This is a genomic window from Rhodanobacter sp. Col0626 (genome assembly GCF_049994385.1).
Classification (GTDB): Bacteria; Pseudomonadota; Gammaproteobacteria; order Xanthomonadales; family Rhodanobacteraceae; genus Rhodanobacter.
On record NZ_CP188260.1, the window covers coordinates 1,483,364 to 1,499,157 of the forward strand.

Genomic DNA, 15,794 nt, shown 5'->3' on the forward strand with positions numbered 1-15,794 from the left:
TAATGCGAGGAACGGAGAGGGTCGGCATTTTGCCACAGCACGGGCTGTCCTCCTGCCTGTCGCGGCTGTCAAACTACGTGCCCGCAAAGCCGTCGCAGACAGGTAAAGACAGCCACATGAAGTCCCCCAGCATGTTCCGCGGGCTGCTTTCGTTCAGCGGCATGACGATGATCTCACGGGTGCTTGGCCTGGGGCGCGACATCGCGATGAGCCATGTATTCGGCGCCAATGCGGCCACCGATGCATTCGTCATCGCCTTCCGCATTCCGAACTTCATGCGCCGGCTGTTTGCCGAGGGTTCGTTTTCCACCGCCTTCGTGCCGGTCTTCACTGAGGTGAAGGAAACCGGTACGCACGAGGATCTGAAGCAGCTGATGGCGCGCGTCGCCGGCACGCTGGGCGGCGTGTTGCTGGTGGTGACGGCGCTGGGGCTGATCTTCGCGCCCCAGGTGGCGGGCATGTTCGCGCCGGGGTCGCTCGACGAGGCGCGCAAGTTCGACCTCACCACCCATCTGGTGCGGCTGACGTTTCCATTCATCCTGTTCGTGTCGTTGACGGCGCTGGCGGGCGGGGCGTTGAACAGCTTTCACCGTTTCGCGCTGCCGGCGCTGGCGCCGGTGATCCTCAACGTGTGCATGATCATCGGCGCGCTATGGGTGGCGCCGCACCTGGACATACCGATCATGGCGATGGGCTGGGCGGTACTGCTGGCAGGCGTCCTGCAATTGTTGTTCCTGTTGCCGGCGCTGCGCGACATCGATCTGCTCAGCCTGCCGCGCTGGGGCTGGAGCCACCCGCAGGTTCGCCGGATCATGAAGCTGATGGTGCCGACGCTGTTCGGATCTTCGGTGGCACAACTCAACCTGTTGCTGGATACGGCGGTGATCTCGCTGCTGCTGACCGGTTCGCAGACCTGGCTATGGCAGTCGACGCGTTTCCTCGAATTGCCGCTGGGCGTGTTCGGCGTGGCGTTGGGTACGGTGATCCTGCCGGCGCTCTCGCGTCACCACGTCGGCACGGATCGCGCCGGATTTTCGCAGGCGCTGGACTGGGGCCTTCGCCTGACCTTGCTGATTGCGCTGCCGGCGATGCTGGCGCTGATGCTGCTGGCCGAGCCGCTGGTGGTCACGCTGTTCCAGAACGGCCACTACACCGCGTTCGATGCGCACATGACGACCCTCTCGACGCTGGCGTTGAGCGCCGGATTGCCGGCGTATGCGCTGGTCAAGGTCTTGCTGCCGGCGTTCTATGCGCGCCAGGACACCCGTACCCCGGTGCGAGCCGGTGTCGCGGCGCTCATCGCCAACATGCTGTTCAACGGTTTGTTCATCGTGCTGTTGTTCGAGCTGTGGGCACCGCCGGGGCTGAAGCAGGGAAACTGGCTGGATGGCATTGCCCAGGTGCCGGGCCTGCATGTGGCGCTGGCGATCGCCAGCAGCCTGTCGAGCTATCTCAATTTCGTGCTGCTGTGGCGCTGGTTGAAGCGCGCCGGCGTCTATCGGCAGGAGCCGGGTTGGCGTAGCCACTGGCTGCGGCTGGTGCTGGCGTGCGGTGCCATGGTGGCGGTGCTGCTGCTGGGGCGCTGGCTATGGTGGGACTGGGCGGGCGTACCGGTGTTCACCCGCATCTGGCATTTGGCGGTGCTGGTGCTGGCGGGTGTGACGGCCTACACCGGCGCGCTGTTCGTCGGCGGTTTCCGCCTGCGCGACCTGCGCGCGACATGACCGTGGCAGGCCGCCTCAAAGCCGCCTGTGCGCCCGTTATACTCACGCGATGATGAGACTTTTCAGGGATGTCGCGGGCCCATGTCTGGCGCCGCGTGGCAGTGTGGTCGCGATCGGTGCGTTCGATGGCCTGCATCGCGGCCACCAGGCGCTGCTGACGCAGGTGCGCGAACGCGCGCAGGCGCTCGACTGCAGCCCGCTGGTGGTGAGCTTTGAGCCACTGCCGCGGGCGTTCTTTTCGCCCGAGCCGGTACCCCGTCTGTCCAGTGTGCGCGAGAAGCTGCGCGGCTTTGCCGCCGCTGGCATGGAACAAACCTTGTTGCTGCGCTTCAATCGGGCACTTACCGCCATGTCGGCCGAGGATTTCGTGCGGCAGGTGCTGGTCGAGCGGCTGGCTGCGCGTGAAGTATGGGTAGGCGGCGATTTTCGCTTCGGCCACAAGCGCAGCGGAGACGTGGGCTTGCTGGAGCGGATGGGCGCGGAGCTCGGCTTCCATGCCTGCACCATGCCGGCGATCCAGCTCGATGGCACCCGCGTCTCGGCCAGCCGGGTGCGCGCCCTGCTGGCCGCCGGCGAATTCGCCGGCGTGGAACCGCTGCTGGGACGGCCGTTCGTGATCGACGGCAAGGTGGAGTACGGCAACCAGCTCGGGCGCACGCTGGGCTATCCCACCGCCAACATTCATCTGCAACAGCGGGTCAGTCCGGTGCAAGGCATTTTTGCGGTGCGTGTTGGCCTGGGTGAAAGCGAATGCAGTTGGCCGGGCGTGGCCAGCCTGGGCGTGCGTCCGACCGTGAACCAGGTCAGCCAGCCGCTGCTGGAAGTGCACCTGTTCGACTTCGATGGCGACCTGTACGGTCAGCGCATGACGGTGGAGTTTGTCGCCAAACTGCGCGACGAGCAGAAGTTCGACGGGCTGGACCCGCTGAAGGCGCAGATAGCTCTGGATGCGCGTCAGGCGCGCGAGCTGTTGGGCATGAATCCGCGACTGGTCCAGGCATGATCGAGCTTCCGGCCAGTCTGCGTATCGTTTAACTTTGAACTCTTTGATGATCTGCCAACTGGCGGACGACACCACTTCAGTGACGGCATCCACGCAATGACCCACGATTACAAGAGCACGATCAACCTGCCGCAGACGGCCTTTCCGATGCGCGGCGATTTGCCGAAGCGGGAGCCAGGCTGGCTGGCCGAATGGGAACGGGTTGGCCGCTATGCGCAGATCCAGCAGAAAACGGCGGGTCGCGACAACGTGTTCGTGCTGCATGATGGTCCGCCGTATGCGAACGGCCCGATCCATATCGGCCACGCCGTCAACAAGATCCTCAAGGACATCACGGTCAAGTCCAAGCTGCTGGCCGGCCATCGCGCGCCATACGTGCCCGGCTGGGACTGTCACGGGCTGCCGATCGAAATCGCGGTGGAAAAGAAGTTCGGCAAGCCCGGCGACAAGCTCGACGCTGCCGCATTCCGGCAGAAATGTCGCGAATACGCAGCTGAGCAGGTCGACGCCCAGCGCGCCGATTTCAAGCGCCTGGGCGTGCTTGGCGACTGGGATCATCCCTATCGCACCATGGATTTCACCTACGAGGCCGACATGCTGCGCGCACTGGCGCGCATCGTCTCCAACGGCCACGTGGTACGCGGCGCCAAGCCGGTGTACTGGTGTTTCGACTGCGCATCGGCACTGGCGGAGGCGGAGATCGAATACGGCGACAAGGTTTCGCCCGCCGTCGACGTGGCGTATGACGCCGTCGATGCGAATGCGCTGGCGGCAAAGTTCGGCGTGGACGCCGACGGTGCCATCGTCGCCATTCCGATCTGGACCACCACGCCGTGGACGCTGCCGGAGAGCCAGGCCGTGTCGCTCGGCGCCGATCTCGAATACGCGCTGATCGAAGGGCCGCAGCGCGACGGCCGGCGCGTGCTGCTGGCAGTCGCCAGCGCCCTCGTCGACAAAGTGGCCCAGCGCTACGGACTGGACCAGGCGACCGTGCTGGGTCATGCCGAAGGCAAGTCGCTGGAAGACCAGCAGCTGCGTCATCCGTTCTATCCGCGCAACGTGCCGGTGATCCTCGGTGACCACGTCAGCGCTGAAGACGGTACCGGCGCGGTGCACACCTCACCCGACCACGGCGTCGAGGATTTCGTGGTGGCGCGCGAATATGGCATCGACCTGCTCAACTACATCGAGTCGCGCGGCACCTATCGCGCCGACACGCCGGCCGCCGACGGCCTCGAGCTCGGCGGCATGCACATCTGGAAGGCAAACGACGCCATCGTCGAGCTGCTGCGCCGGCGCGGCGTGCTGCTGGCGTTCGCGAAAATCGAGCACAGCTACCCGCATTGCTGGCGCCACAAGACGCCGGTGATCTACCGCACCACGCCGCAGTGGTTCATCTCGATGGAGCAGGAGAAACTGCGCGAGACCGCGCTGACCTCGATCAAGAGCGTGCGCTGGGTGCCTGGTTGGGGCGAGGAGCGCATCGCCGGCATGGTCGCCGGGCGTCCGGACTGGTGCATTTCGCGTCAGCGTACCTGGGGCGTGCCGATCGCGCTGTTCGTGCACAAGGCCACACAGGAACCGCATCCCGATTCCGTCGCGCTGCTGGAGAAGGTGGCGAAGAAGGTGGAGCAGGGCGGCATCGACGCTTGGTTCGCGCTGGACGCGGCCGAGCTGCTCGGTGACGATGCGAACGACTACGAAAAAGTCACCGACGTGCTGGACGTCTGGTTCGATTCTGGCGTCACCCATTTCGCGGTGATCGGCCAGCGCCCCGAATTGCAGCAGGGCATCGCAGCGCACTACAAGGTGATGTACCTGGAGGGATCCGACCAGCATCGCGGCTGGTTCCAGTCCTCGTTGCTGACCTCATCGGCGATCTTCGGGCGCGCACCGTACCAGGATGTGCTCACGCATGGCTTCGCCGTCGACGCGAACGGCCGCAAGATGTCCAAGTCGCTGGGCAACGTGGTGGCGCCGCAAAAGGTGATGGATACGCTGGGTGCCGACGTGCTGCGCCTGTGGGTGGCCTCGGCCGACTACCGCAACGAGATGACGGTCTCCGACGAGATCCTCAAGCGCGTCTCGGACACCTACCGGCGTATCCGCAACACCGCCAAGTTCCTGCTCGGTAACCTGGATGGTTTCGATCCGGCGCAACACCTGCTGCCGGTGGAAGACAGCCTGCTGCTGGATCAGTGGGCCGTGCAGCAAGCCTGCGACGTGCAGCAGGCGGTGGTGGCCGCCTACGAGCGCTACGATTTCCCGGAAGTCGTGGCGCGCATCCAGAATTTCTGCACCAACGAACTCGGCGCGTTGTATCTCGACATCACCAAGGACCGGCTCTACACCATGCCGACCGACAGCCGCGGCCGGCGCAGCGCACAGAGCGCGATGTACCGCATTGCCGAGGCGCTGGTGCGCTGGCTGGCACCGGTGCTGAGTTTCACCGCCGAGGAAATCTGGCAGCAATTGCCGGGCGAGCGCGGCGACAGCGTGTTGTTCGAAACCTGGTATGACGGCCTCGCCGCCACCCAGAATTCACCGGAGCAGCGCCGCTACTGGACCGACCTGCTGGCGATCCGCGACAGTGCCTCGCGCGTACTCGAAGGCATGCGCAAGGCCGAGCAGATCGGCGCCGGACTCGAAGCGAAACTGGCGATCCACGCCGATGAAGCCACCGTGGCGCGGTATGCCCCGGCGGCCAGCGAGCTGCGCTTCTTCTTCATCACCTCCGACGTGCGCCTGGACCTTGCCGGTGGCCAGCCGGAAAACGCGGTGCTGACCGAACTGGAGGGCGCCGACGTGTGGGTCTCGGCCAAGGTCAGCGAGGCGGCCAAATGCGTGCGCTGCTGGCATCGCCGCGACGACGTCGGCAGCCACGCCGAACACCCTGAACTGTGCGGCCGCTGCGTGAGCAATATCGAAGGCCCCGGCGAAAACCGGCGCTGGTTCTGAGCTACGCGCAATCCGCTTTTCTCCCTCCCCTGCGAAGCAGGGGAGGGCGGGGGAGGGGTAGCTCTTGATCTGATCTTTTGAGGTCAAAAGCGAACCTCCTCCCAACCTCCCCCTGCAGGCAGGGGGAGGGGTCAAGCCCATCACATCACCGAGTCCCTTAGCTCATGACGCCAAAACCCAACGCACTCCCTTGGTTGTGGCTCTCCGCCGCCGTCATCGCACTCGACCAGCTCAGCAAGTGGTGGGCGGTGCATGCGCTGCAGCCAATGGGCGTGCCACATCCGGTGATTCCCGGTTTCCTGAACTGGACGCTGGCTTTCAACAGCGGCGCCGCATTCAGCTTCCTGGCCAGTGGCGCCGGCTGGCAGCGCTGGTTCTTCGTGGTGCTGGCGCTGATCATCGGCGCAGTGCTGGTGGCCTGGCTGGCGCGCACGCCACGTCGCGACTGGCGTAACGCGCTGCCCCTGGCGCTGATCATCGGCGGCGCCTTCGGCAACCTGATCGACCGGCTACATGCGGCCCAGGTCACCGACTTCATCCACGTATATTTTCGACAGTGGAACTATCCGGTCTTCAACCTGGCGGACTGCGGCATTACCGTTGGCGCCGTACTGCTGATTGCATTCGGTCTGTTCACCGGCAAGTCCGGGAGCAGCGTGCGATAATCCGTTGACTCCCCGGCTCGTGCGGAGCGGCCTCAGCCGCGATTTCCCGCCAGTGGAGCCTGATCGCGGCTGAAGCCGCTCCCACAGGTTTCAAGAGACATCATGGACATCCTGCTCGCCAATCCCCGCGGCTTCTGCGCTGGCGTCGATCGCGCCATCGCCATCGTCGAGCGTGCGCTGGAATCGTGGGGCGCGCCCATCTACGTACGCCACGAAGTGGTGCATAACCGCTACGTGGTCGACAAGCTGCGCGCCGACGGTGCGGTGTTCGTCGAGGAGCTGCATGAAGTGCCCGACGGTGCCACCGTGATCTTCAGCGCGCACGGCGTGTCGCAGGCAGTGCGCGAGGAGGCCGAGCAGCGCCACCTCAAGGTGTTCGACGCCACTTGTCCGCTGGTCACCAAGGTGCACATGGAAGTGGCGCGCCTCGGCCGCATCGGTCGCAGCGTGGTGCTGATCGGTCACGCCGGCCACCCGGAGGTCGAAGGCACCATGGGCCAGTGGAGCCCGAACAATGCCGGGGAGATCCTGCTGGTCGAATCGCTGGAGTGCGTCGCCCAGCTCTCGCCGAAATTTCCGCACCTGCTGTCTTATGTCACCCAGACCACCTTGTCGGTGGACGACACCAAGGCGATCATTGCAGCGCTGCGCGCGAAATTCCCCGATATCGAAGGCCCACGCAAGGACGACATCTGCTACGCCACCCAGAATCGCCAGGATGCCGTACGCCGCCTCGCCGACGCGGTCGACCTGATGCTTGTGGTCGGCTCGATCAACAGTTCCAACTCCAACCGATTGCGCGAGCTGGCCGAGAAGCAGGGTGTGCGGTCATTCCTGATCGACGGCGCCGAACACATCGAGCGCAGCTGGCTCGATGGCGTCAAACGCATCGGCCTCACTGCCGGTGCTTCGGCCCCGGAAAAGCTCGTGCGCGACGTGATCGCCCGCCTGCAATCCTGGGGCGCCGGCGAAGTCCGTGAGCTGGACGGTGAACCGGAAAACATCACATTCGCCCTGCCGAAAGAACTGCGCGTCGTCGGCGGCAGCCCTTCGGCAAGTCTTTGATCCGGGAACATGGTGCGTACAGGGCGTTCAGCACACGCCCTCAACGATGTCCTGCCGGCTGGTGCACAGGGCCAACTCCCCACGAATCCCCCAGCTCGCTTGTCTCGACCTGCCTCCACAACTTGCGTCATCCCGCCCCGCACCGTAAAATCCGCGGCTCTTTGCCGGAATAGCTCAGTTGGTAGAGCGGCGCATTCGTAATGCGTAGGTCGTAGGTTCGATTCCTATTTCCGGCACCAGTTCCTGCAAGATCCGAAGCCCCGGAAAGCCAATGCTTTCCGGGGCTTTTTTCTGCTCAAGCCCCAGCCGCCAGTGTGTTTCCTGGTCGTGCCGATTTGACGGGCGAAGACAGGCCTTACATCAAGGATTGGGTACAGCGACGGCAAGACCGGCAGCCACGAGTGGTTGGCCTGAGCATTCCCTCAGGGAGGCGATGCGGTCGATTTTAATTGAGGTCGACCGGCACTTCCCGATTTCTGCTGCAGGGTGGGACCCAAGCCGATTGCCATCCGCACGTGACCGCAATCACCTTTCCGGCACCGCCGCTGGCCGCTCATCGGACAATTTCTACCGCCTGTCGGCTGGGGGATGGTTGGGGCAGGGCGGATGGGTACAGTGCGCGCTAGGGGTATCAGGGAGAATTCCATGCAAGTCTTGTCGCGTCAGCGAGGCGTCTCGTTGATCGAGGTGATGATGGCCGTGCTGATCTTCAGCATCGGCCTGATCGGTCTGGCCAGCCTGATGGTGGTGGCCACGCGTTCAAACCAGGCCGGTTACCTGCGAACCCAGGTCACGTACCTGGCGCACAACATGGCCGACCGCATGAGTGCCAACCCGATAGGCGTGTGGGGCGGCGACTACAACAGCGCCAGCTACCCGGTTTCTACTACCCAGGATTGCGCGGCGGGTTGCACACCTGCGCAGTTGGCTACGCACGACCAGCAAATGTGGAGCAGCCAGTTGAAGACCTTTCTGCCACCGGGCGCCACGGCGGAGATCGCCTGCAGCAAGACCGGAGCCGGTTACGACCCCGTCGGTGGCGGTCAAGTGGACAAGCGACCACCATTCGGCGGTAGTTGTGCGATGAGCATCAACTGGCACGAACGCAGTGCCGGAGACAAGGAGCACCTCAATGATCCATCGGTGCAAACGCAGACTTTTGCGTGGGAGTTTCAGCCGTGAGGGTCTCCATCCGTTCATCCCGTCAATCCGGCCTTACCCTGATTGAGCTCATGGTGGCGATGGTGCTGGGACTGCTGGTCGCCGCTGGCATTGTCACCGTGTTCGCATCGACCTCAAGCAGCAACAAGGCGCAAACACAGTTGGCTACGTTGCAGGAGGAGGGACGTTTCGCCATTGCACGAATCAGGGACGATCTAGGCATGCTCAACAGCCAGTACGGCACCACCAGCGGCGGCAATGCCAGCCAGAGTGGCACTGGCCTGCCTTATCTCGACGGCCTGCGCGCGCCATCCGTTTACGCGAACGATGCAAGCAGTAACCTGTTGTTGGATGCGCTCAGCGACGTAACCACGAGCTGGGGTGATCCCTACCCAGTCAAACCGACTAGCGGGCCGTATTCGATGCCCTCGTTCTTGTCGATGCGTGGCTACGATTGCACCATCACCGACTGTACGCCGATTGATCCAAACGACAGCATAGCGACCATTCCGGCCATGGGCACCGTTGCCGACACTCGCGTGAAGGGCGCGTCGGTGCTAACGATGCGTTATCTCAACCCGGCCCGTGGGTGGGCGATCCAGCCGTCCAACAGCACCATCACTGGCAGCACGCTCACCACCGACACTGACGGAAATACGCTCAAGCAGATCGATCTCAAGCCGATGTCGGGCGAGCCGCCGGTGACCGATGTCAAAACCGGTCACCTGATCATGCTTGCGAACTATTCGAATGCACAGGTTTTCGCGGTGACAGGACAGGGTACCGCTACGCTCGTTCCATCAACCGCCAATTTCAGTATGCCGACCGCGATGGTTGGAACGAATGCGGTGAAGGCGTTCGACTTTGATCGTGACTTCCAAACGGTGACCTACTATCTGAAGGTGGTCGATGCCGGGAACGGGCATACCACCGGCGCGCTGGTTCGTCGAGTCAATGGCGGCGAAGACAACAAGACTACCCGCGGTGGTACCGAGGACGAACTGGTACGTGGCATCGAGCGGCTGGACTTCAAATACGGGGTGATCAGCAAGACCGGCGACACCCAGTTCCTCACCGCAGAGCAGGTGGACACCGCCAAGGACGCCAGTGGCAACGCCATTGCCTGCCCACCCGGCGAAGCCAATCCGGTAGCTCCCGCACCCATCCAGGGTTGTTTGTGGCGCGCAGTGCAGAGCGTCGAGGTGGATCTGTTGATGGACGGTCAGATTCCGCTCTACACGCTGACCCCGAACGAGGAGCAATACACCTACTCGTTTGATACCACCACGACCGCTTTGACGCCGCCCGCCAGTCATGCCATCAAGCCAAGCGACCAGGGCTTCGTCGATCAGATGTTGAGGCGCGAATTTACTGCGCTCATCGCCGTACGCAATTTCAACCCGTGATATGCGGAGAAAAAGAGCATGATCACATCCCAACGATTTCGCGTGCCGGCTGCTCGATTGAGTGCACGTCGACTCCAGAGCGGCGTGGTATTGGTGGTCGCACTGATCTTTTTGCTGCTGCTCACGATACTTGCGCTTAGTGCTAGCGGCCGATCGCTCCTGCAAGAGCGCATGGTCGGTGGTTTGCGCAACAGCCAGCAAGCCAGCATGAGTGCGGAGACCGCGTTGCGTGGCGCCGAGTGGAAGCTGTGGACGCGGACCCTCACGGTCGGCTCGCACCTGAATTGCTTCAACGGTTCCATCTCCAGCGACGACGGTTGCACCATCTTCAGTGCCAGCAATCCACCGTACGGCGCCGACGGCGACGTCACCAAGTTCCTTACCAGCCAGGGCTGGGTTTCCGATATCGGCACCACGTACAAGGGGCCGAACGACAGTGGTTATACCGGAAGCGCTCTGGCTACCGCGCGTCTGGCGAAAGACCCGGTGTATCTCATCGAGGATCTCGGTGTCGAAATGCCGCCAGGCATCAGTGGCTCACAACATGAGTCTGGTGTTACCGGTCCCAATAATGGTGCGTCCGGCAACGTGAGCACACATATCTTTCGCATCACCGCGCGGGCGACCGGCGGCAGCGCCAACACCGTGCGCGTGCTGCAAAGCACGTTCGACGCGCAAGCCAACAATTGAGCCGGAGCATCCAAGTCATGCTGACCCCATCCCGCCAACTTCTACGCCATGGCCGTCCGGTCACGTTGGCGCTGCTGTTGACCCTGGCCGGCGGCTTGTCCGCACCGTTTACGCCAGTGGCTTACGCGGCGACCACGCCGCCCCCTTCTGGTTCGGTGGAGCTCAGTCCCACGCCACCCAACCAGACCCAAGCCGTGCCGCCGAATGTGGTGGTGACGTTCGACGACTCGGGGTCGATGGACTTCGATTACATGGGCGACAACCGGCCGTTCGACAACAAGGGCTGGGGTAGTCGCTGGGAGTGCGCAGGTGTGATTGATGCCAGCGCAACCACAGGTCTCGGTACGCATGTCATGAACGGTGTGTACTACAACCCCAATGTCAACTATACCGCGCCGGTCAACGCTGACGGCAATGCTTTTCCAGACGCCGATGCGACTTTGAAAAAGGTTTTGGACGACGGTGTCACAGCAAATCGTCCACTGAGTCCTTCTGGTGGCAGCAACACGACCTCGTTCACAGGCACAAAGAGCGGTTCTAGTGATAAGCGATGGACTTGCCTTAGCGACAGTAAAAGTCCGCTGGATAACAGTGGCGGCCCTTACTACTACCGCTACACCGGGCCGGCACTGAAGGACAACGGCTTTGGTGTTCCATCCAACCTTGGCGACCTGTATACGAACAGTAACTGGACAGCAGTTCCGGTTCCTTCCGATCAGTACCAGAACTGGGCTAATTGGTGGGCGTACTACCACGATCGCAATCTGATGGCGCGCACGTCGCTATCGCGCGTATTCGGTGCAACCACCCTCGCCGCAACTACTAAGGATGGCGGTTACGGCAGCACGCTCCGCGTGGCATGGCAGAATCTGAACAGCAGCACCTACGATCTTCCCGATGCCACCCTCATCAGCAGCCTGATCGACACCACACCGGCCGACTGTTTGGCTGACAGCAAAGACAAGTCGTTGACGCTTGGCTCCCAAGGTCAACAAACGGGCGCCGTAAAGACTTCACCGGCGTGTTACCGCAGCGATTTCTTCAACTGGATTTTCCAGGTTGGCAAGAGTGGCGGTACTCCCACGCGCAGCGCGGCCGACCGCGCCGGCAAGTTTTTCATGCGTGGCAACGGCAACAAGGGTGGTACCGGTGATTTGCATGATCCGTACTGGCAGCCACCGGTGAGCGGCAAGGGTGACGGCGACGAATTGAGCTGCCGCCAAAACTTCCACGTGATAATGACCGATGGTCTGTGGAACGGCGATAAAGATGGCCCGAAGTATGCCGATCTCACCCTGCCGGCCAGTACGCTGCAGTTGCCGGACGGTACGGACTATCCCAACCCCGCCAGTGCAGGCGTTACATCCATTTACAGTGCGGTGCACGATACGGGGGACACGGGTTATGCCTCGCTGTCCGATATCGCGTTCCACTATTGGGCGACCAACCTGCGTTCTGATTTGTATGACCCGGCAAACGGTAAATATGTAGCACCGTATATTACGAATACGCGTATCGGGGTGGTGCCTTCGACTGCCACTTCGTCGAACAAATACCCAAATAACGCCAACGTCAACGACGAGATTTACTTCAACCCCAAGAACGACCCGGCCAACTGGCCGCACCTGGCGGAGTACCTGATCGGTCTGGGGGTCAGCGGCACGCTCAACAACTCCGACAATACCGATTGCACGGAAACCTCGGGTGCCGCGACCGACGCTTGCAATTTGCGAAAGGGAGTGAAGAATTCCAGCACCAAGGTGGGTTGGCCGACCCCCAACGGCAAGGGCAGTGGTATAGCGGAAAACATCGACGATACGTGGCATGCCGCCCTTGCCGGCCGTGGCCAGTTCTTCAGCGCCGCCAACCCGCAGAACCTGGTCGACCAGCTCAGCAGTGTGCTCAGCAACATCAGCGCGCGTGGAGCTCAGCCCACCACGGGCGCAATCAACGCCAGCGTGTTGACTACCGGCGCGCTGGCCTTCAATACCGGCTACAGCTCGATCGACTGGACCGGCGTGTTGCAGGCTTACGTGCTGAATGCCGACGGTACCACCGGCACATTCATGTGGGATGCGGGCGCGACTCTGAGTGACGCCAGCAAGACCCCACCGGCCAAGCGCAAGGTTCTCACCGCCAGCAGGGATGGCACCACGGGTGATCTCAGCGGCATGGCTTTTCAGCCGACGGCTTCGTTTGATGCGAGTGAAAAGGCGGGACTGAATGCACCAACCGCCACGGACAAGACCAACGATACCCTGGCCAATCGAGTGGATTATCTGCGCGGTGTGCGCACCCAGGAAACGGGCGGTGTGATGCGTACGCGCAGCAGCCTGCTCGGTGCCATCATCAACTCGCAAGGCGTGTATTTGAGCTACCCCGCCAGTGGCTACACAGAAAATTGGCCGTCCGGCTCAGTTGAGGCAGTAGCTGCAGCAGCGAGTAATGGCAGCACCGATGACAAGTCGTACGACGCCTTCGTAACCAAGCATGCCGACCGTGCAGCCATGCTCTATGTGGGCGCTAATGACGGCATGTTGCATGCCTTCAATGCGCCGGTACCAACCTGCACCGACACCGATCCGACTACCGGTGTCTGCACCACCTATGCCAATGCCGGCAACGGTTCGGAGGCTTGGGCGTATGTGCCGCGTGCGGTGTACGCAAACCTGGGCAATCTCACCAGCGCGAGCAGCTTCAAATTCGCGCCCACCGTGGATGCCACGCCGGTAGCGCGTGACGTATTCTTCAGTGATGGATCATCCGCGGAATGGCATTCCATCCTGGTGGGCGGTTTGCGCTTGGGCGGGCGTGGTGTGTACGCGTTGGATGTCACTGATCCAACGGCGCTGGATGAAACGACCAGCGGCCTCAAAAAAGTGTTGTGGGAATTCGATTGGGACACGAAGGCGCCGTCGGATTGCGTGGTCTACGGCAGCAAGAGCGAGGGCGACACCTGCGATGCCAGCCATCTGGGTTACACCTATGGCCAGCCCAACGTCGGCCGGCTCGCCAACGGCACATGGGTAGTGATCGTGCCCAGCGGCTACTTCCCGGACTGCAGCCAGACCGATCGCCCGGTCATATGCAATACCACCGGCTATCCAACACAGCCCAAGGATACGGACGGCAACACGTACAGCTCGCTGTTCGTGCTGAACGCGCAAACCGGAGCGATGATCGCTGAGTTGAAAACACCCACCAGCATCAGCGGAGTGACCAGCTATGGTCTGACGTCGCCGGTGCTGGGCGACTATGACAACAACCAGGTCGATGATGTGGCGTACGCCGGTGACCTGGCCGGCAACCTCTGGCGCTTCGATCTCAGCAATGCTGACCCCGCGAACTGGACGGTAACCCAGGCCTACAACCCGGCGACCCAGGGTGCCCAGCCGATCACGGTGATGCCACGTCTGTTCCCTGACCCGGCTACCAACCGCTTCATGGTGGTATTTGGTACCGGCAAGTATCTGGGTTCCGGAGACAACACCAGCGTCAGTGCGGTTACTCAGTCGATTTACGGCATCCGTGACCAGTTGGACACCAAAGGCCTGCCGGTGACGGTTACCCATGCAGACCTGCAAGTGCAGACGTTGACGGAGACGGCGGGTACGGACGACAACGAGGGCGCCACACTGCGCGCCGTCACCAGCAATACGGTGCCTTCGACGCTTGGTGGCTGGTACATCGATCTCAACATTTCGTCGGCAGCAGGTGAGCGGGTGGTAGTCACGCCATCGGCTATTTTCGCCAGCAACACCGTGATCATCTCCACCCTGATACCCGGCAGCAGCGATCCCTGCAATCCGAATGTACAGGGTGCAATCATGGCGCTCGATGCCACCACCGGTGGCGCAGGGCTGGGTGTAACGTCACTGGGTGGCATCCCCTATGTCGGGGCGCGCGTAAACAACGTACGCACGAGCGGTAGTCTGCCGGTGGCCACCAAGGCTGGCGGTGGTAGCCTGATTCTTCCGGGGTTGACACTCACGGGCAAGAAGGACGACCCGACCAAGCCACTGACTCTCGATGCTCCAATCTGGCGCCGTCGTTCCTGGCTGGAGTTGAACAATGGGCAATGACAGGGGATTTGGCATGGGACGATCGCAAGGCTTCACCTTGCTTGAACTGATGATCGTGGTGGCGATCATTGCGATTCTCTCCGCGATCGCCATACCGACTTACGGTCGATATGCCTTTCGCGCCCACCGGGTCGACGGTCAGGAATTGCTGCTTCGCGTCGCCAACGCGCAGGAGCGGTTTTATGCGACCAACAACGTCTATGGGGGGATGACCGACATCGGTTACACCGACCCCATGTCTGAGAAGGGTTACTACTCGGTCAGCATTGATGTTCCTGCTGCCAGCAGTTCGCAATCATTCACGGCGACGGCGACTCCGCAGGGGGGGCAGGCCCAAGACGATTGCGGAAACCTCACGATCACCAATGCCGGGGTCAAGGCGTCATCCGGTACCACCACCAATGGCAGTTGCTGGTGAGCGCCGTGGACGTCAGGCCCCTCCGCCAGAGTGGTTTCAGCCTGGTCGAATTGATGGTGGTGATTGTTGTGGCGGCGATCCTGGTGGCGATCGCCGTACCCGGTTTTCGCGACCTGATTCATCGCAACCAGGTCAGCTCAGCCAGCAATGAATTGCTTGCGAGTCTGGCTTATGCACGTGGGGAGGCGATCACGCGCGGTCAGCTGGTTTCGATGTGCCCCAGTACGGACAACGGGGCATCATGCGCCGATGTCACGACTTACGAATCAGGGTGGATGGTCTATACCTATCCCGCCGGTGCGGCTTCTGCGAACCAGACCTTTGACTCGGGCAAGTCGATCCTGCTGCGTGCTACCACGGCCCGGACCGGGGTGTCGGTGCGCACCAAGGAGAGTGCTGTCATTACGTTCGGTCAGCAAGGCCAGCTCAACCCAAGCACTCCGTTGACTTTCTTGACCTGTTACCGCAGCGGTGACAGTACCGATGTCGGCGAAAGTACGACCAAGGTGCCCGGGGCGGAATTGGATGTAAATGGGTCCGGCGGCGTCACCGCGAAGACTCTGACAAACGCAGAGAGTTGCACACCAAGCTGAGGGCAAGATGCCCCTTGCCTTTCACCTTA

At 62.2% G+C, this 15,794-nt stretch carries 11 protein-coding genes and 1 tRNA gene; all 12 read left to right on the forward strand.

Going from position 1 to position 15,794, the window contains the following annotated elements; genetic code table 11:
- The first annotated feature begins 116 nt into the window (after window positions 1-116).
- The 12 genes from murJ (at window position 117) to ACPPVV_RS06200 (ending at window position 15,765) form a co-directional block, all read left to right on the forward strand.
- Window positions 117-1,724, forward strand: coding sequence for a murein biosynthesis integral membrane protein MurJ (gene murJ / locus ACPPVV_RS06145; RefSeq protein ID WP_426702581.1), 1,608 nt, complete (start codon window positions 117-119; stop codon window positions 1,722-1,724).
- 49 nt (window positions 1,725-1,773) lie between these two features.
- A complete protein-coding gene (locus ACPPVV_RS06150) occupies window positions 1,774-2,727 on the forward strand; it encodes a bifunctional riboflavin kinase/FAD synthetase (RefSeq protein ID WP_426702582.1) in 954 nt (317 codons plus the stop codon).
- Between the two features lie 96 nt (window positions 2,728-2,823).
- The gene (ileS, locus tag ACPPVV_RS06155; protein ID WP_426702583.1) at window positions 2,824-5,685 is read left to right on the forward strand and encodes an isoleucine--tRNA ligase; all 2,862 of its coding nucleotides are present in this window, start codon (window positions 2,824-2,826) and stop codon (window positions 5,683-5,685) included.
- Between the two features lie 164 nt (window positions 5,686-5,849).
- Complete coding sequence (lspA, locus tag ACPPVV_RS06160) at window positions 5,850-6,350, forward strand: signal peptidase II (RefSeq protein ID WP_426702584.1); 501 nt, start codon at window positions 5,850-5,852, stop codon at window positions 6,348-6,350.
- 102 nt (window positions 6,351-6,452) lie between these two features.
- On the forward strand, window positions 6,453-7,415 hold the full coding sequence (gene ispH / locus ACPPVV_RS06165; protein WP_426702585.1) for a 4-hydroxy-3-methylbut-2-enyl diphosphate reductase: 963 nt from the start codon (window positions 6,453-6,455) through the stop codon (window positions 7,413-7,415).
- A gap of 163 nt (window positions 7,416-7,578) precedes the next feature.
- Window positions 7,579-7,654, forward strand: a tRNA-Thr gene (locus tag ACPPVV_RS06170).
- Between the two features lie 406 nt (window positions 7,655-8,060).
- On the forward strand, window positions 8,061-8,597 hold the full coding sequence (gene pilV / locus ACPPVV_RS06175) for a type IV pilus modification protein PilV (RefSeq protein WP_426702586.1): 537 nt from the start codon (window positions 8,061-8,063) through the stop codon (window positions 8,595-8,597).
- Entirely contained in the window at window positions 8,594-9,982 is a 1,389-nt protein-coding gene (locus tag ACPPVV_RS06180) for a PilW family protein (RefSeq protein WP_426702587.1), read from the forward strand. The genes pilV and ACPPVV_RS06180 overlap by 4 nt, the downstream gene beginning before the upstream one ends.
- A gap of 18 nt (window positions 9,983-10,000) precedes the next feature.
- The gene (locus tag ACPPVV_RS06185) at window positions 10,001-10,672 is read left to right on the forward strand and encodes a pilus assembly PilX family protein (RefSeq protein ID WP_426702588.1); all 672 of its coding nucleotides are present in this window, start codon (window positions 10,001-10,003) and stop codon (window positions 10,670-10,672) included.
- A 212-nt stretch (window positions 10,673-10,884) separates the two neighbouring features.
- Entirely contained in the window at window positions 10,885-14,754 is a 3,870-nt protein-coding gene (locus ACPPVV_RS06190; protein WP_426702589.1) for a pilus assembly protein, read from the forward strand.
- Entirely contained in the window at window positions 14,744-15,172 is a 429-nt protein-coding gene (locus ACPPVV_RS06195; protein WP_426702590.1) for a type IV pilin protein, read from the forward strand. Before ACPPVV_RS06190 ends, ACPPVV_RS06195 begins: the two co-directional genes overlap by 11 nt.
- Window positions 15,169-15,765, forward strand: coding sequence for a GspH/FimT family pseudopilin (locus ACPPVV_RS06200; RefSeq protein ID WP_426702591.1), 597 nt, complete (start codon window positions 15,169-15,171; stop codon window positions 15,763-15,765). The genes ACPPVV_RS06195 and ACPPVV_RS06200 overlap by 4 nt, the downstream gene beginning before the upstream one ends.
- Window positions 15,766-15,794 lie beyond the last annotated feature (29 nt).